The organism is Enterobacter cloacae complex sp. S3 (genome assembly GCF_014930495.1).
In the GTDB taxonomy this organism is placed as follows: Bacteria; Pseudomonadota; Gammaproteobacteria; order Enterobacterales; family Enterobacteriaceae; genus Enterobacter; species Enterobacter asburiae_B.
The window spans coordinates 131,177-148,336 of record NZ_JADBRD010000014.1 but is presented as its reverse complement, the minus strand read 5'-3'; the positions used below and the strand labels follow the sequence as shown (position 1 = coordinate 148,336).

The window sequence follows — 17,160 nt, the reverse complement described above, 5'->3', positions numbered from 1 at the left end:
GAAGCATAAACCTGCCTGTGAGTGACAGGCTCTGAAAGAGTAAGGAATAAACATGATTCTGGATGCATTCTCTCTGCAGGGAAAAGTGGCCGTGGTTTCCGGGTGCGACACCGGGCTGGGTCAGGGGATGGCGTTAGGCCTGGCGGAAGCGGGCTGCGATATCGTCGGAATTAATATCGTTGAACCGACTGAGACCATCGAACGCGTGACGGCCCTGGGCCGCCGTTTCCTGAGCCTGACCGCTGACCTGCGTAAAATCGATGCCATTCCTGAACTGCTGGACCGCGCAGTGGCTGAATTCGGTCATATCGACATTTTGGTGAACAACGCCGGGCTGATCCGCCGCGAAGACGCGATCAGCTTCAGCGAGCGCGACTGGGATGACGTGATGGATTTGAACATCAAGAGCGTATTTTTCATGTCCCAGGCGGCGGCGAAGCATTTTATTGCCCAGGGGAAAGGCGGCAAGATCATTAACATTGCCTCTATGCTCTCGTTCCAGGGCGGCATCCGCGTGCCGTCTTACACCGCGTCCAAAAGCGCCGTAATGGGCGTGACCCGCCTGCTGGCAAACGAATGGGCGAAACATAACATCAACGTGAATGCGATTGCGCCGGGCTACATGGCGACCAACAACACGCAGCAGCTGCGTGCTGACGAAGAGCGCAGCGCGGCGATCCTGGAGCGTATCCCTGCGGGACGCTGGGGTCTGCCGAGCGATCTGATGGGGCCGATTGTCTTCCTGGCCTCCTCCGCATCGGATTACATCAACGGTTACACCGTGGCTGTAGACGGCGGCTGGCTGGCGCGTTAATTCCACCTGTATTAAGAACCTCTGCCTGTGGGCGGAGGTTTTTTTTGCGCAATAATTGGCTTAGTCCATATCGATAAAGATGAAAAATCCATACTAAAAAATCGCAAATGACGGCAATCACACTTTTATTGCTTAAATATTAACTGATTAGTAAAAATACGTGATTATTCGCCACGAGTTGAAATTGTAATGTCCATCACAGAACCGTATGCCGTAGCGGAATAATCCATAACTTCGCGATTTCCTGCCTGACACTTTTCTTCGCTTTCTCGTAATTTCAGTTAACGAATTTTGCTGTTGAGGCAGGAAAAATATGACATCGATAAATGACTCTACCCTAATGCCCGCTGCGCTGCGCGATACTCGCCGCATGAACCAGTTTGTCTCCATTGCCGCCGCCGTGGCGGGCCTGTTATTTGGACTGGATATCGGCGTCATTGCCGGCGCACTACCGTTTATTACCGATCACTTTACCCTCAGCAGTCGCCTGCAGGAGTGGGTGGTGAGCAGCATGATGCTCGGCGCGGCCATCGGCGCGCTGTTCAACGGCTGGCTGTCGTTCCGCCTGGGGCGCAAATACAGCCTGATGGTCGGGGCGATTCTGTTCGTTGCCGGCTCCATTGGCTCGGCGTTTGCCGCTAATGTTGAAATCCTCCTGCTCTCCCGCGTGCTGCTGGGCGTGGCGGTGGGGATTGCCTCCTACACCGCGCCGCTTTATCTCTCCGAAATGGCGAGCGAAAACGTGCGCGGCAAGATGATCAGTATGTATCAGCTGATGGTCACGCTGGGTATTGTGCTGGCGTTCCTGTCTGACACCTACTTCAGCTACAGCGGCAACTGGCGCGCGATGTTGGGCGTGCTGGCCTTACCGGCGCTGGTGCTGATCGTCCTGGTGATTTTCCTGCCAAACAGCCCGCGCTGGCTGGCGCAAAAAGGGCGTCACGTGGAGGCAGAAGAGGTTCTGCGCATGCTGCGCGATACCTCGGAAAAAGCGCGCGAAGAGCTGAACGAAATCCGCGAAAGCCTGAAGCTAAAGCAGGGCGGCTGGGCGCTGTTTAAGATCAACCGCAACGTGCGCCGCGCGGTCTTCCTCGGCATGTTGCTGCAGGCAATGCAGCAGTTCACCGGCATGAACATCATCATGTATTACGCGCCGCGCATTTTCAAAATGGCCGGGTTTACCACTACGGAACAGCAGATGATCGCAACCCTGGTGGTCGGGCTGACCTTCATGTTCGCCACCTTTATTGCGGTATTCACCGTGGACAAAGCCGGGCGTAAACCGGCGCTGAAAATTGGCTTCAGCGTGATGGCGCTCGGTACGCTGATTCTGGGCTACTGCCTGATGCAGTTTGATAACGGCACGGCCTCAAGCGGGCTTTCCTGGCTTTCTGTCGGTATGACCATGATGTGTATCGCAGGTTATGCGATGAGCGCCGCGCCGGTGGTGTGGATCCTGTGCTCCGAAATTCAGCCGCTCAAATGCCGTGACTTTGGCATCACCTGTTCCACGACAACCAACTGGGTGTCGAACATGATCATCGGCGCGACGTTCCTGACGCTGCTGGACGCGATTGGCGCTGCCGGAACCTTCTGGCTCTATACGGTGCTGAACGTGGCGTTTATTGGCGTCACGTTCTGGCTGATCCCGGAAACCAAAGGCGTGACGCTGGAACATATCGAGCGTAAGCTGATGGCAGGAGAGAAACTGCGAAACATCGGCGTGTGATTGTTTTGCCTGTTCGAAGGCTTCACTCTATGCCGTAACTGGAAAAGAAAAAGGTGGCTTAGCCACAATAATAATGTGACTAAGATCACTACTAACTCTGGTAGGGAGTAGACACAGAGAGGGAACTGGCATTAGGATTTTTCTTAGATTGTTGAATTGTCGGGCCACCGCTATCAATTGAGCAAAGACGCGTTGCAGCCGGAAAAAGAAGAATCACTATGTCAGAAATGGATTTAAGAAAAAGCACGGACCTCGACTTTCCCCGTTTTGCCGCCCCGGTTGTAAGCGCAAAAGAGATAGATCTTCTGGGATTGTTTGAGGTCCTTCTGGCGGCGAAAAAACGTATCGCCGCCATTATCTTTACTTTCGCGCTGGTGGGGCTGGCCGTTTCATTTTTACTGCCGCAGAGATGGACCAGTAAAGCGGTGATCACCCCGGCAGAACAGCTGCAGTGGAACCCACTGCGCCAGATGATGGTGGCGTTACAGGTGCTTGATGTGGACGTGAAGATCACCCGTCCGCAAACTTTTGACCTGTTTATTAAAAAGTTCCAGTCACAGTCATTGCTCGAAGAGTATATGACAACCTCTCCTTACGTAACATCGAAGCTGCAAGGCACCACGGTGGATCCGCTTGAGCTGCATCGCGCGATAGTCAACATTTCAGATCGAATGAAAGCGGTGAATAACGCTCAGGGAAAAGAGGCGGATAAAACGCCTTATGTTTCCTGGACATTGAGCTTTACTGCGCCGACAGCTGACGATGCGCAAGCCGTCCTGGCGGGGTACATTGATTATATCGCGGCTATTGTAGAAAAAGAGACGGTGCAGAATATCCGCAACCTGATCGCCCTAAAAACGAACGTCGTTGAGCAGCAGCTGGAACTGGATCGAGTTCGTCTGACCAATATTCACAATACCAACCTGCAGCGACTGAATTATTCGCTGGAAGTGGCAAATGCCGCAGGCATCAAGAGGCCGGTTTACAGCAACGGGCAGGCCGTAAAAGATGACCCGGATTACTCCGTTGCGCTCGGTGCTGACGGTATCGCGCAAAAGCTGCAGATTGAAAAAAATTTGAAGGACGTGACCGAGCTGAATGCGGATTTCCAGAACAGGGAATACTACCTCGCACAGCTGAAAAAGCTCTCCTTCGCCGATGTTAAACTTGAGCCATTCAGGTACCAGCTTTCTCCCTCCATGCCGGTGAAAAAGGATGGCCCGGGCAAGGCTCTGATTGTTGTTCTGGCGGCGCTTCTGGGGGGGATGTTTGCCTGCGGTAGCGTTTTACTGCGCGAGGCGATGCTCACCCGTACTTCGCCGCCAGAGCCGATGGCGAAATAAGCTCTGCAGTTTAAAAAGGCGCTGAATACAGCGCCTTTTTTTATGTACTTCGGTTGTGTTAAAAAAGAAACAAAGAAAAGGAGGGATGATGAAAACGATCGGCCTGTTAGGTGGAATGAGCTGGGAATCGACAATCCCTTATTACCGCCTGATTAATGAAGGGGTAAAGCAGCGTCTGGGTGGTCTGCACTCCGCAAGCCTGCTGCTGCACAGCGTTGATTTCCATGAAATCGAAGCCTGCCAGTCGAGCGGGGAGTGGGATAAAGCCGGAGAGATTCTGGCCCAGGCGGCGCTGGGACTGGAGCGTGCCGGCGCCGAGGGTATCGTGCTTTGTACCAATACCATGCACAAAGTGGCGTCGCATATTGAGGACCGCTGCTCGCTGCCGTTTCTGCATATCGCGGATGCGACCGGTCGTGCGATTGCCGCATCCGGTATGCGCCGCGTAGCGCTTTTGGGCACACGCTACACTATGGAACAGGATTTCTATCGCGGGCGTTTGCACAGTGAATTTGGGATCGAGAGCCTGATCCCGGATGAAGACGATCGGGCGCGCATCAACCAGATTATCTTTGACGAGCTCTGCCTTGGCACCTTCAGCGAATCTTCCCGGGCGTATTACGTCAGCGTGATTGAAAAGCTGGCGCAGCAGGGGGCGGAAGGGGTGATCTTCGGCTGCACCGAGATTGGTCTGCTGGTGCCGGCCGAGCGAAGCCCCGTCCCGGTATTTGATACCACCGCCATTCACGCGTCAGATGCCGTGGCGTTTATGCTGTCATAACGGGTTTTGCAGGTCAGGTAAGCGAAGCGCCACCTGACGCGCGTGCTCCATTAAGTGTTCGGTGAAAGCGTCCACCAGCGCGGAAGCCGGACGGTGCAGCGGGCGGATCAGGCTCACGGTGAACGGGACGGAGACGCTAAAGCGGCGGATGACGATCCCGCTTCCGGCATAGTCCAGCGCCGTGAGCGGATTCACAACCGCGACGCCGACGCCTGCACGCACCATCGCGCAAATCGAAGCCGCACTGTGCGTTTCCACCACCATTCGCCGTTTGACCTGATGCTCGGCAAACAGCGTATCCAGCAGCTGTCTGTAACTGTCTGTCTGCGAAAGGCTAATGTAGTTTTCCCCGTGGAAATCCTCCGGCGTGAGCACTGCCTTACCGGCAAGCCGATGTCCGGCGGGCAGAACGCACACTTCATCTAACGAGATCAGCTCCGTGCGCGCCGTTCCCGCTGGCGTGGAAAGGGTTTCGGTTAGCCCTAAATCATGGCGCTGGGCCGAAAGCCACTCTTCTAGCAGAGGGGATTCCTGAGGCACGATGGTGAGGCTGACCTCCGGGTATCGGGCCAGAAAGGGCTGCAGCAGCATCGGCAAAAAGGATTGCGAAAAGACGGGCAGGCAGACGATCGACAGCTCGCCCTGGCGAAACTCGCGCAGGCTTTCCGCTGCACTCACTATTCTGTCCAGTCCGTACCAGGAGCGCTGGACTTCCTCGAACAGGCGCAACCCCTGCACCGTCGGGTGAAGCCTGCCCCGGGTACGCTCGAACAGCTTCAGCCCCAGCACTTTCTCGAAGCGCGCCAGCTCGCGGCTCACCGTCGGCTGTGAGGTATGCAGCATCTGTGCGGCTTCGGTGAGATTGCCGGTGGTCATCACGGCGTGAAAAATCTCGATGTGGCGTAAATTGACGGCGGGCATAGGGCACCTGAAAGCAGATAACTATCCATATCATTTTTGCATAGACTCGCGATAAAACGATATTTTTTATTCTCTTCGCGCTGTGGCGTAATCTTCAAAACGCATTTACCCGGAGAAGACCATGCCACGCCCGCTGAACCAGACTGAGACCGATTTGAACGCCGACAACCTGCTGCGCCTGCCTGCCGAGTTTGGCTGCCCGGTGTGGGTCTACGACGCGCAGATCGTTCGCGAGAAGATCGCCGCCCTGCATCAGTTTGACGTGGTGCGTTTTGCCCAGAAGGCGTGCTCCAATATTCATATTCTGCGCCTGATGCGTGAGCAGGGCGTGAAGGTCGACTCCGTTTCGCTTGGCGAAATCGAGCGCGCGCTGGCGGCCGGATTCGATCCGAAAGCCGACGGCGACGCGATCGTCTTCACCGCAGACGTGATCGACGATGCGACGCTTGCGCGCGTCCACGAACTGCAGATCCCGGTGAATGCCGGTTCTGTAGATATGCTGGAGCAGCTGGGTCAGGTTTCTCCCGGCCATCGCGTCTGGCTGCGCGTGAATCCAGGCTTTGGTCATGGTCACAGCCAAAAAACCAATACCGGCGGTGAAAACAGCAAGCACGGGATCTGGTATGCCGATATGCCTGCGGCGCTGGAGGTATTACAGCGCTATGGCCTGAAGCTGGTGGGAATTCATATGCACATTGGCTCTGGCGTGGATTATGGCCACCTGGAGCAGGTGTGCGGTGCGATGGTGCGCCAGGTTGTCGACTTCGGTCAGGATCTGGAGGCGATCTCAGCCGGTGGCGGCCTCTCCATTCCTTATCGCGAAGGCGAAGAGGCGATCGATACCGATCACTATTACGGTCTGTGGAGCGCCGCGCGTGACCAAATTGCCGCGCATCTTGGCCACGCGGTGAAACTGGAAATTGAGCCGGGTCGTTTCCTGGTGGCGGAAGCCGGCGTGCTGGTTTCGCAGGTGCGTAGCGTCAAAGATATGGGGTCTCGCCACTTCGTCTTGATTGATGCAGGCTTTAACGATCTGATGCGTCCGTCCATGTACGGCAGCTATCACCACATTACCGCCCTGGCCGCCGACGGCCGTGATTTAACGCAGGCGCCGCGCGTTGAGACGGTCGTTGCGGGCCCGCTGTGCGAGTCGGGTGACGTGTTTACCCAGCAGGAAGGCGGCAAAGTGGAGACTCGCGCGCTGCCAGAGGTCAAACCGGGTGATTATCTTGTGCTGCATGATACCGGTGCCTACGGGGCGTCGATGTCATCTAACTACAACAGCCGCCCGCTGCTGCCGGAAGTGCTGTTTGATAACGGCAAGGCACGGCTGATCCGTCGTCGCCAGACCATTCAGGAACTGCTGGCTTTAGAACTCATCTGATGAAAGTACGGCCCCGTTGTGACCGAATCGCGTAACACCAGCGTGCCGGTAAACGGCGGGATAGCATCGACCGGCTGGTTTTTTGCCAGCCGGATCGCCTGATCGATGGCCGTGACAATCATATTGTCGATGGGCAGATAAACCGATGAGAGCGCGGGCTCCAGCCATTTCGCGCTTGGGGCATCGTCAAAGCCGAACAGTGAAATATCCTGCGGAATTTTAAGCCCCGCCTGGTGTAACGCTTTGGATGCACCAAGGGCCATATCGTCGTTACAGGCAAACAGGGCGCTAAACGGCACTCCGTCGGCAATCAACTCCTTGCACAGCTCGTATCCCCGCGTCATTCCCGCATCGCCGTACTTTATCCGACGCTCGTCCAGACGAATGCCGTGCTTTTCCAGCGCCTTACGGTAGCCCATCAGCCGCGCTTTACCCGTGGGGGTGTGGATCGGAACGGTGATACAGGCGATCTCCCGATGGCCCTGGGCGATCAGGTAATCCACGGCCTTAAATGCGGCATCCTGCTGTTCGAAAAACACGCAGCGATCCGGCGCCTGGCTTACTTCACGGTTAATGACCACCAGCGGCGTTTTCACGGTGTTCATCAGTTTGACGATCGCTTTTTCGCTCATGTAGCGCGTGTAAAGCACGATGGCATCGCACTGGCGATCGGCCAGCATCTGCACCGCCTGTTCTTCCTGTTCCGGCGCGTCGTGACCGTCGGTGACGATCAGCTGTTTCCCGTGAGTTTCCGTCTGCCGCGACGCCTGCTGGAGAAGACGACCAAAGTAAAAGCCGTCGAAGGTCGAGACGACCAGGCCAATGCTGTTGCTGGTCTGGTTAGCCAGCGAACGCGCGAGGAAGTTCGGGCGATATCCCAGCTCTTCCATCGCAGCAAAGACCTGCTGACGCGTACTCTCTTTAACCTGACCTGTGCCGTTCAGCACGCGCGAGACGGTAGCCTTCGACACGCCCGCACGCAGTGAGACATCCAGCATTGTTGCCATTCTACATTCCTGCTTCCACGTAATGATTTGCAGTTTAACACAGACCTCACGGCGTATAAGCGATGCGGGAAGCGCAAAACTTCTGCCACGATCACGCTTTTTGGTCACGATTCGTCTGGCCTGCGTGAAGTAAAACTAAATAGTCTGACTCTGGTAAAGTAATCGCCGAACCGAGCTGGGGCGACAGGCCAGCAAATACATGAGAAAACGCAGGTGAAACGTGAAAAACATAGCCATCCTCCCGCTTTACCAGGCACCGCACTATGCGGAGCAGGTCACCGACTGGCTCTGGCAGGCCTTTGGCGAAGGGCTTTCTCGGGAATTTTTCCACAGCATTATTGAGCACAGCCAGACGCCGGGAGCATTACCGCTGACCTTTATCGCCGTAGAAGACGAACAGCTTGTTGGTACGGTAGGGCTCTGGCGCTGCGATTTGATCACCCGTCAGGATCTCTTTCCGTGGCTGGCGGCGCTCTACGTTGACGACGCGGCGCGAGGTAAGGGACTGGCAGGAAAGCTACAGCAGCACGTTATTTCCTGGGCCGCGCAGGCGGGATATGAAGAACTGCACCTCTGGTCTGCCTGCCGCGACTTCTACGAACGTTACGGCTGGCAGTATATCGGTGATGGGCTGGAATACCCCAACACGCGGGTTCACCTCTATCGCTATTCGCTCTGCGCTTCCGCAGGTGACGCAACGGAGTGACGGCGAACCAGCGTCGGGCTAAACAGATGCGTAATATCCGGCGGCTGGCGCTGTTCAGCCAGCGCTAGCGCCAGCTCGGCGGCCTGCGCTGCCATGGTGATTATCGGGTAGCGTACGGTGGTCAGACGCGGGCGCACGTAGCGAGAGACCAGCACGTCATCGAAGCCAATCAGCGAAATTTCTGCCGGTACCTCAATCCCGTTGTCATTCAGCACCCCCATTGCCCCTGCGGCCATCGAGTCGTTATAGCTGGCAACCGCCGTGAAATTTCGTCCGCGACCCAGCAGCTCGGTCATGGCCTGTTCACCGCCGCTCTCATCCGGTTCACCGTAGGCCACCAGACGGTCATTACACGGCAGGCCGTTTTCGCGCAGGGCGTCGTAGTAGCCCTGCAGGCGGTCTTCCGCATCAGAAATCGGGTGATTGGAACAGAGATAGCCAATCCGGGTATGGCCCTGTTGAATCAGATGACGGGTCGCAAGCCAGGCGCCGTAGCGGTCGTCGAGGGCCACACAGCGTTTTTCAAACCCGGGAATAATGCGGTTGATGATCACCATTCCGGGCATCTGCTTCATCAGGTGAATCAGTTCGGCATCCGGGATCATTTTGGCGTGAACTACCAGCGCGGCGCAGCGGTGGCGGATCAGCTGCTCGATGGCCTGGCGTTCTTTTTGCTCATTATGATAGCCGTTGCCGATCAGCAAAAAATTGCCTGTCTGATAAGAGACCTGTTCAACCGCTTTCACCATGGCGCCGAAAAAGGGGTCGGAAACATCACCCACTACCAGCCCAATGGTTTCTGTGGACTGCTGGGCGAGCGCGCGGGCATTAGCATTGGGATGATAATTCAGGGATTCCATGGCGGTTTGTACCGCCTGGCGCGATGCGTCACTGGCTTTTGGGGAGTCGTTAATCACGCGAGAGACGGTAGCCACCGACACACCTGCCAGACGGGCCACATCCTTTATTGTCGCCATTCATTACCTTCTTATTGGGGGTAAGCGTTTACACACCAAATAGTGTTGCGGAAAAGCGGCGCGCATTCAAGGGGAGCGGATTTCCGCGCTCCACAAACGTGACGCAGGACAACCCTGGTAGTGTAATCGTTACACGCGCATTCATGTCTGAAGAATGTCAATCTGAACCTTTGGTTACACTTTGCCTCAGGCTGTTGCGATTGGCCGATGGCGAGGGCGTTAAAGAGATTGATACAGTCAAAGTCCCAGAGGTATTGATAGGTGGAATCAACTCCGGTTGATTAACACGCTTTACACCAACCTGCGTTTTTACGCAGGTTTTTTTTTGCCTGATAGTTCAATCTGTAACAGCAACAGAGAATATTCACACCTGGTTGCACTTAGGCTCATTCCCTTGCGTTTTCCTGCTGGCGAAGCGCAGGACGAACGGCCACAATCAAGATCCCAGAGGTATTGATTGGTGAGAATTCTTAGTACGGTTTCGTACTCATCTCTTGCACCAACCTGCGCGGATGCGCAGGTTTTTTTTCGCCTCCACTTTTGCTGTCGCTCCCGTATCACTTCTCGTGTAATCTGCCACCATTTACTATCAACCCTCCACACTGGCTGGCAAAGGGAGTTGAGATGCTATTTGGGTTCTTCCGTACACTGTTCCGTATTCTTTTTCGCATCCGCGTCACTGGCGATGCCCGGGCGCTTCGCGGTGAACGCGTTCTTATCACACCAAATCATGTTTCCTTTATAGACGGCATTCTGCTGGCGCTATTTTTACCCGTGCGCCCGGTGTTTGCGGTCTATACCTCTATCAGCCAGCAGTGGTACATGCGCTGGCTCACGCCGCTGATTGATTTTGTGCCGCTCGACCCGACAAAGCCGATGATGATTAAGCATCTGGTGCGTCTGGTTGAGCAGGGGCGTCCGGTGGTTATTTTCCCGGAAGGGCGTATTTCAGTGACCGGTTCGCTGATGAAAATCTACGACGGGGCGGGGTTTGTTGCCGCGAAATCAAAAGCGACCGTGGTGCCGCTGCGCATTGAAGGCGCAGAACTGACCCATTTCAGCCGCCTGAAGGGGCTGGTGAAGCAGCGTCTGTTCCCAAAAATCACGCTGCATATTCTGCCGCCCACGTCGTTACCGATGCCGGACGCGCCGCGTGCCCGCGATCGCCGTAAAATCGCCGGGGAAATGCTGCACCAGATTATGATGGAAGCGCGCATGGCCGTGCGCCCGCGCGAAACGCTGTACGAGTCCCTGCTTTCCGCGCAGCACCGCTATGGCGCGAAGAAAAACTGCATCGAAGACATCAACTTTACCCCGGATACCTATCGCAAGCTGCTGACCAAAACCCTGTTTGTGGGCCGCATTCTGGAGAAGTACAGCAAAAAGGGCGAAAAGATTGGCCTGATGCTGCCTAACGCGGGCATCAGCGCGGCGGTGATTTTTGGTGCGGTTTCCCGGGGGCGCATCCCGGCAATGATGAACTACACGGCGGGGGTGAAAGGACTGACCAGCGCCATCACCGCTGCCCAGATTAATACCGTCTTTACCTCTCGTCAGTTCCTGGACAAAGGCAAGCTCTGGCATCTTCCCGAGCAGCTCACCCAGGTGCGCTGGGTCTTCCTGGAGGATCTGAAAGCGGACGTAACCACCGGCGACAAGCTGTGGATTTTTGCTCACCTGATGATGCCGCGTCTGGCGCAGGTCAAACAGCAGCCGGAAGATGACGCGATTATCCTCTTCACGTCGGGTTCGGAGGGCAACCCGAAAGGCGTCGTCCACAGCCACAAGAGCATTCTGGCGAACGTTGAGCAGATCAAAAGCATTGCTGACTTTACCGCGAATGATCGTTTTATGTCGGCGCTGCCGCTGTTCCACTCCTTTGGGCTGACGGTGGGGCTGTTTACGCCGCTGCTGACCGGCGCAGAAGTGTTCCTCTACCCAAGTCCGCTGCATTATCGCATTGTGCCGGAGCTGGTGTATGACCGTAACTGCACCGTCCTGTTCGGCACTTCAACGTTCCTCGGCAACTACGCGCGCTTCGCCAATCCGTATGACTTCTATCGCGTGCGGTATGTGGTGGCCGGTGCGGAAAAACTGCAGGAGAGCACGCGTCAGATCTGGCAGGACAAGTTTGGCCTGCGCATTCTCGAAGGCTATGGCGTTACCGAGTGTGCTCCCGTGGTCTCGATTAACGTACCGATGGCGGCGAAGCCGGGTACGGTGGGCCGAATTCTGCCGGGGATGGACGCGCGTCTGCTGGCCGTGCCGGGCATTGAAGACGGTGGCCGTCTGCAGCTGAAAGGGCCAAACGTGATGAACGGTTATCTGCGCGTGGAAAACCCAGGCGTGCTTGAGGTGCCGACGGCTGAAAATGTCAACGGCGAGGTTGAAACAGGCTGGTACGACACCGGTGATATTGTCCGTTTTGATGAACAAGGCTTTGTACAGATTCAGGGACGCGCGAAGCGCTTCGCCAAAATCGCCGGTGAAATGGTCTCGCTGGAAATGGTTGAGCAACTGGCGACGGCCGTCTCCGCGGATAAGATGCATGCGACGGTAGTGAAGAGCGATGCCAGCAAAGGCGAGGCGCTGGTGCTGTTTACGACCGACGCTGAGCTTAAGCGCGACAGGTTACTAAGCTATGCGCGTGAACACGGTATTCCTGAACTGGCGGTGCCGCGCGATATTCGCTACCTGAAGCAGCTCCCGGTGCTGGGTAGCGGGAAGCCCGATTTCGTGACCCTGAAAGGCATGGTTGAAGAGGCGGAACAGCAAAATGCGTGAGTCAGTACACACTAACACATCACTCAGGTCGAAAGGCATGATGGCCGTTATCGCCGCACAGTTTCTCTCTGCGTTCGGTGATAACGCGCTGCTGTTTGCCACGCTGGCGCTGCTGAAGGCCGAGTTTTACCCCGACTGGAGCCAGCCGATCCTGCAGATGGTGTTTGTGGGCGCTTACATTATCTTTGCTCCGTTCGTCGGGCAGGTGGCGGACAGTTTCCCGAAAGGCCGGGTGATGATGTTTGCCAACGGCCTCAAGCTGCTGGGTGCCGCCAGCATTTGCTTTGGCTTCAACCCGTTTATTGGCTACACGCTGGTGGGCATCGGCGCTGCCGCCTACTCCCCGGCGAAGTATGGCATTCTCGGAGAGCTGACCACGGGCGATAAGCTGGTGAAAGCCAACGGCCTGATGGAGTCGTCAACCATTGCCGCAATCCTGCTCGGATCCGTCGCGGGCGGCGTAGTGGCCGACTGGCATGTCCTGGCGGCACTGGGCATCTGCGCGGTGGTGTATGGCGGGGCGGTTGTGGCGAACCTGTTTATTCCCAAACTGCCGGTGGCTCGCCCGGGGCAATCCTGGCGCTTTAAACCGATGACCGGCAGTTTCTTTACCGCCTGTCGCGTGCTGTGGCGTAACGGTGAAACGCGTTTCTCATTGATGGGGACCAGTATGTTCTGGGGCGCGGGCGTCACGCTGCGCTTCCTGCTGGTGCTGTGGGTGCCGGTGGCGCTGGGGATTACCGACAACGCGACGCCGACCTATCTTAACGCGATGGTGGCCATCGGCATTGTGGTGGGGGCCGGCGCGGCGGCGAAGCTGGTGACGCTCGAGACGGTAGCACGCTGCATGCCTGCAGGGATCCTGATTGGCGTCGTAGTGCTTATTTTCTCGCTGCAGCATGCATTATTGCCTGCGTATGTCCTCCTGATCCTGATTGGTATTCTGGGCGGTTTCTTCGTGGTGCCGCTGAACGCGTTACTGCAGGAACGTGGTAAGCAGACCGTCGGGGCGGGGAACGCCATCGCGGTACAAAACCTGGGTGAAAACCTGGCGATGCTGTTAATGCTGGGGCTCTACTCGCTGGCGGTAAAAGTGGGTGTGCCGGTGGTGGGGATTGGCGTCGGGTTTGGCGGGCTGTTTGCGCTGGCGATAGCGGGATTGTGGGTTTGGCAGCGTCGGCGCTGATATGTGCGGCCTGATGCCCTCACCCCGGCCCTCTCCCACAGGGAGAGGGAGCAAACCCTAAAAACGGCAACCTGCGTTGCCGTTTTGCTTTTATTACGGCGCAGGATACGTATAAACCTGATGCACCGCTTCAATCTCTGCTAACACCTCTTCACTCAGGTTCAGGTGGAAACTCTCAATATTGGTTTTCAACTGTTCCATCGTTGTCGCGCCCAGCAGGGTACTGGCAACAAACGGCTGACGACGCACGAAGGCCAGCGCCATCTGTGCAGGGTCAAGACCGTGACGCTTTGCGATATCCACATAGGCTGCAACGGCTTTCTGCGTCTGCTCGCCGCTGTAGCGGGTAAAGCGGCTAAAGAGGGTATTTCTCGACCCGGCCGGTTTCGCACCGTTCAGGTATTTTCCCGTCAGCGTGCCAAAGCCGAGACAGGAATAGGCGAGCAGTTCCACTTCTTCATATTGCGTCACTTCGGCCAGACCAACCTCATAGCTACGGTTAAGCAGGCTGTACGGATTCTGGATGGTAACGATACGCGGCAGATCGTGTTTATCCGCCAGATGCAGATAGCGCATTACGCCAAAGGCCGTTTCGTTAGAGACGCCAATGTAGCGGATTTTTCCCGCGCGCTGGCACTCGGTCAGCGCTTCCAGCGTTTCCAGCAGCGTTACGGCGGGGGCGCTCTCATTCCAGCTGTAGCCGAGCTTACCAAAGCAGTTGGTTGGACGCTGCGGCCAGTGCACCTGATACAGGTCGAGATAGTCGGTTTGCAGGCGCTTCAGGCTGGCGTCCAGTGCGGCGCGGATATTTTTGCGATCGAGGATCTGATTCGGGCGGATCCCGGTATCGTTGTTGCGCGCGGGGCCACTGACTTTTGATGCAATCACCAGCTTTTCACGGTTGCCGCGTTTTGCCAGCCAGTTACCGACGTAGGTTTCGGTAAGTCCCTGCGTTTCCGGACGTGGCGGAACAGGGTACATCTCTGCGACATCAATCAGGTTAATCCCCTGGCTGACGGCGTAATCGAGTTGTGCATGGGCATCGGCTTCGCTGTTTTGTTCACCAAATGTCATCGTGCCCAACCCCAGTTGGCTTATTTCCAGAGCGCTGTGGGGGATACGGTGATAATGCATAGCCGGCTTCCTCAGTAGACTTATAGACCGCGTCAGGGCGTGCCCGACAAAGGAATATAAACATGGCAGAGGGGAAGCAAAAGGGGAAGAAAAAAATCAAAAAGGCCAGCAAGCTACTGACCTTTATCTGTTTATCGCTCGATAATTTGCGATACTTCGTCGCGATTGATCTGCATTTTATTGCCTTCCTGGTCGCGGTAGCTGACCAGACCGGTATCATCGTCGACTTCGGGTTTGCCGTCGGTCAGGATCATTCGACCATCTTTTGTCGCCATGACGTAATCGCTGCTACAGCCCGATACGGCAAACGCTAAACCGACTGCTGAAACTAACACTGCCCATTTTTTCATCGTTATCGTCCTCATCTGGCGCGTATCAAATCATAATCTAGTATTAACCCGATATGGCGACTTGAGGAAGCGGTAAAATCTTAAAAAGCAGTCGATTATGTTTGAGAGCTCGCAAAATAAGTAAAAAACTATGTTTTTAACAGGAAATGACGGGCAAGGAGTGCGCCGGTGAAATTCTTTTTGAGATAAAAACCGCGCGGTAACGTCAGTATCGGCTCACCCTTCGCGCCGATTGCCTCGGTAAGCGCTTTGCTGTTGGCCGCTTTCGGGCGCAATTGTAAAACTTCTCCGTGTCGGGCGGTGATGCGCTCTACCTGCCCAAGCACAATCATGTCCATCAGCTCCTCCCAGTCCAGACGCAGCTGTTGCTCCTCATCGTCGTTCGGGCTCCAGAGCAGCGGCGCGCCAACGCGACGGTCAGCCAGGGGGATCTGACGCTCACCTTCGACCGGTACCCACAACACGCGCTTCAGCTTGTGGCGAACGTGGCTGGTTTCCCACGTTACGCCGGTGTTGCCGGTTAATGGCGCAACGCAGACGAAGGTGGTCTCAAGGGGCTTGCCCTGGCTGTCTATAGGGATGGTTTTTAACTCCACGCCAAGCGCTGCAAAATCCTGCTCGGGTTTGCTTCCTGCGCTGGCACCCAGCCACAGCTCAAGCAGCATGCCGATCCAGCCTTTATCCCGTTTCAGATCCTTCGGGATCTGAAGCCCTGCCATTGCCGCCAGCTCGCCAAGCGAAAAGCCTGCAAGACGCCGTGCCTGCTGTAGCAACTGACCTTCGCTGGACGGCGGTGAGAGCAAGGGTGTAAGCGGATGCATGAAGGTAACCTTTTGATTAAAAAATAAACGAAGAAATTGTCCCCTGTGGATAGAGTTTAACTATTTCTGTACCAATATTCCATGTCTATGATTTATATGTTTTTTTATTGGTTTGAAATCGTTTTGCCAGACTCAGAAAACCGGTTGTTCAAATCTTGTCACTGACAATGAACAGGATCTTACACCATGTTATCCACAGAAAAATGGGATAACTGGGCATAACCCTGACTACTGTTTCAATTTACAGCCTTGACGTGCGAAGAAAATCGAATTTTCAAACAAATTGTGACTAACTTATTGGCACAATCTGTGGATAAAACCGACGCTGTTCGATCTTTCATCAGCACGACGATCCCTGATGTGACGATCGTCACGATATTCTGTTTTGTGCTCATGGGAATACATTTAACTATTTGAAAATAATTGCATTATCTAATTAAGGTGAAAAAGGGGAGACTGCATCGTTTGAGGTTGTTCATCGGTAATCAGACACTTCTTCACAACTATATCCACAGAAAAGGTGAATAAAATTCCCTTCACCACCTCTCATCTGTTTATAACTCAGCACTTATTTGTGAGTTATTCAAATGTTATTAGGTTGCAGCCCTGTAAGAGAGTGGTTTACCGCCTCCCTGTAGTGTGAAACAATCATTCATATATAAGGTTTAGTTTGGGGTAGTCCGGTGATTGATGACGATGGCTACCGCCCGAACGTAGGAATAGTAATTTGTAATCGTCAGGGCCAGGTAATGTGGGCCCGGCGATATGGTCAGCACTCCTGGCAGTTCCCGCAAGGCGGGATCAATCCGGGAGAGTCCCCAGAACAAGCGATGTACCGGGAGCTTTTTGAAGAGGTCGGTTTAAGCCGAAAAGATGTTCGCATCCTGGCTTCGACCCGCAACTGGTTGCGTTACAAGTTACCGAAACGTTTGGTGCGTTGGGACACAAAGCCGGTTTGTATCGGCCAGAAACAGAAGTGGTTTCTGTTGCAGTTGGTGGGCAACGATTCAGACATCAATATGCAAACCAGCAGTACGCCGGAGTTCGATGGCTGGCGCTGGGTGAGCTATTGGTATCCTGTTCGTCAGGTCGTGTCATTTAAACGCGATGTTTACCGTAGGGTGATGAAAGAGTTTGCAAGTGTGGTAATGCAGCTTCAGGAGATCCCGCCTAAGCCGCAGAGCGCACCTGCCTGGCGACGTAAAAGAGGTTAAGCTACGCAA

General features: G+C 55.3%; 15 protein-coding genes. 9 read left to right on the top strand and 6 right to left on the bottom strand.

Annotation, left to right across the window (positions count from 1 at the left end):
• The first annotated feature begins 52 nt into the window (after nucleotides 1–52).
• From kduD to IM317_RS07450, 4 genes are all read left to right on the top strand, one after another.
• Nucleotides 53–814 (top strand): 2-dehydro-3-deoxy-D-gluconate 5-dehydrogenase KduD, encoded by a 762-nt coding sequence (kduD, locus tag IM317_RS07465; protein ID WP_033146454.1) that lies wholly within the window; start codon nucleotides 53–55, stop codon nucleotides 812–814.
• Nucleotides 815–1,127: 313 nt separating this feature from the next.
• Complete coding sequence (locus IM317_RS07460; RefSeq protein ID WP_032660200.1) at nucleotides 1,128–2,543, top strand: sugar porter family MFS transporter; 1,416 nt, start codon at nucleotides 1,128–1,130, stop codon at nucleotides 2,541–2,543.
• A 218-nt stretch (nucleotides 2,544–2,761) separates the two neighbouring features.
• Nucleotides 2,762–3,886, top strand: coding sequence for an LPS O-antigen length regulator Wzz(fepE) (gene wzz(fepE), locus IM317_RS07455; RefSeq protein ID WP_033146453.1), 1,125 nt, complete (start codon nucleotides 2,762–2,764; stop codon nucleotides 3,884–3,886).
• An 88-nt stretch (nucleotides 3,887–3,974) separates the two neighbouring features.
• Nucleotides 3,975–4,667, top strand: coding sequence for an aspartate/glutamate racemase (locus IM317_RS07450; RefSeq protein ID WP_033146452.1), 693 nt, complete (start codon nucleotides 3,975–3,977; stop codon nucleotides 4,665–4,667).
• Here the strand turns inward: IM317_RS07450 and IM317_RS07445 are convergent.
• Nucleotides 4,662–5,588 carry a LysR family transcriptional regulator gene (locus IM317_RS07445; RefSeq protein ID WP_033146451.1) on the bottom strand — a complete coding sequence of 309 codons (927 nt, stop codon included), beginning with the start codon at nucleotides 5,586–5,588 and terminating at the stop codon, nucleotides 4,662–4,664. The two genes, IM317_RS07450 and IM317_RS07445, sit on opposite strands and share 6 nt — an antisense overlap.
• Nucleotides 5,589–5,709: 121 nt before the next feature.
• On the opposite strand from IM317_RS07445, the gene lysA reads away from it, so the two are divergent.
• Complete coding sequence (gene lysA, locus IM317_RS07440) at nucleotides 5,710–6,972, top strand: diaminopimelate decarboxylase (protein WP_033146450.1); 1,263 nt, start codon at nucleotides 5,710–5,712, stop codon at nucleotides 6,970–6,972.
• Here the strand turns inward: lysA and IM317_RS07435 are convergent.
• On the bottom strand, nucleotides 6,942–7,979 hold the full coding sequence (locus IM317_RS07435; protein ID WP_033146449.1) for a LacI family DNA-binding transcriptional regulator: 1,038 nt from the start codon (nucleotides 7,977–7,979) through the stop codon (nucleotides 6,942–6,944). The two genes, lysA and IM317_RS07435, sit on opposite strands and share 31 nt — an antisense overlap.
• Nucleotides 7,980–8,208: 229 nt before the next feature.
• On the opposite strand from IM317_RS07435, the gene IM317_RS07430 reads away from it, so the two are divergent.
• The gene (locus IM317_RS07430; RefSeq protein ID WP_033146583.1) at nucleotides 8,209–8,685 is read left to right on the top strand and encodes a GNAT family N-acetyltransferase; all 477 of its coding nucleotides are present in this window, start codon (nucleotides 8,209–8,211) and stop codon (nucleotides 8,683–8,685) included.
• Here the strand turns inward: IM317_RS07430 and galR are convergent.
• Complete coding sequence (gene galR, locus IM317_RS07425) at nucleotides 8,646–9,662, bottom strand: HTH-type transcriptional regulator GalR (protein WP_033146448.1); 1,017 nt, start codon at nucleotides 9,660–9,662, stop codon at nucleotides 8,646–8,648. The two genes, IM317_RS07430 and galR, sit on opposite strands and share 40 nt — an antisense overlap.
• A gap of 624 nt (nucleotides 9,663–10,286) precedes the next feature.
• Between galR and aas the strand changes: the two genes are divergently transcribed.
• The gene (gene aas / locus IM317_RS07420) at nucleotides 10,287–12,446 is read left to right on the top strand and encodes a bifunctional acyl-ACP--phospholipid O-acyltransferase/long-chain-fatty-acid--ACP ligase (protein WP_033146447.1); all 2,160 of its coding nucleotides are present in this window, start codon (nucleotides 10,287–10,289) and stop codon (nucleotides 12,444–12,446) included.
• Nucleotides 12,439–13,632, top strand: a complete 1,194-nt coding sequence (gene lplT / locus IM317_RS07415; RefSeq protein ID WP_033146446.1) for a lysophospholipid transporter LplT — start codon at nucleotides 12,439–12,441, stop codon at nucleotides 13,630–13,632. Before aas ends, lplT begins: the two co-directional genes overlap by 8 nt.
• Nucleotides 13,633–13,725: 93 nt before the next feature.
• Here the strand turns inward: lplT and IM317_RS07410 are convergent, their stop codons facing one another.
• The 3 genes from IM317_RS07410 to mutH form a co-directional block, all read right to left on the bottom strand.
• Complete coding sequence (locus tag IM317_RS07410) at nucleotides 13,726–14,766, bottom strand: NADP(H)-dependent aldo-keto reductase (RefSeq protein ID WP_033146445.1); 1,041 nt, start codon at nucleotides 14,764–14,766, stop codon at nucleotides 13,726–13,728.
• 131 nt (nucleotides 14,767–14,897) lie between these two features.
• A complete protein-coding gene (locus tag IM317_RS07405) occupies nucleotides 14,898–15,116 on the bottom strand; it encodes a YgdI/YgdR family lipoprotein (RefSeq protein WP_008499668.1) in 219 nt (72 codons plus the stop codon).
• A gap of 128 nt (nucleotides 15,117–15,244) precedes the next feature.
• Nucleotides 15,245–15,937, bottom strand: a complete 693-nt coding sequence (gene mutH / locus IM317_RS07400) for a DNA mismatch repair endonuclease MutH (RefSeq protein WP_033146444.1) — start codon at nucleotides 15,935–15,937, stop codon at nucleotides 15,245–15,247.
• Nucleotides 15,938–16,620: 683 nt separating this feature from the next.
• Here mutH and rppH point away from each other — a divergent pair.
• The gene (gene rppH / locus IM317_RS07395) at nucleotides 16,621–17,151 is read left to right on the top strand and encodes an RNA pyrophosphohydrolase (protein ID WP_013098553.1); all 531 of its coding nucleotides are present in this window, start codon (nucleotides 16,621–16,623) and stop codon (nucleotides 17,149–17,151) included.
• The last annotated feature ends 9 nt before the right edge of the window (nucleotides 17,152–17,160 follow it).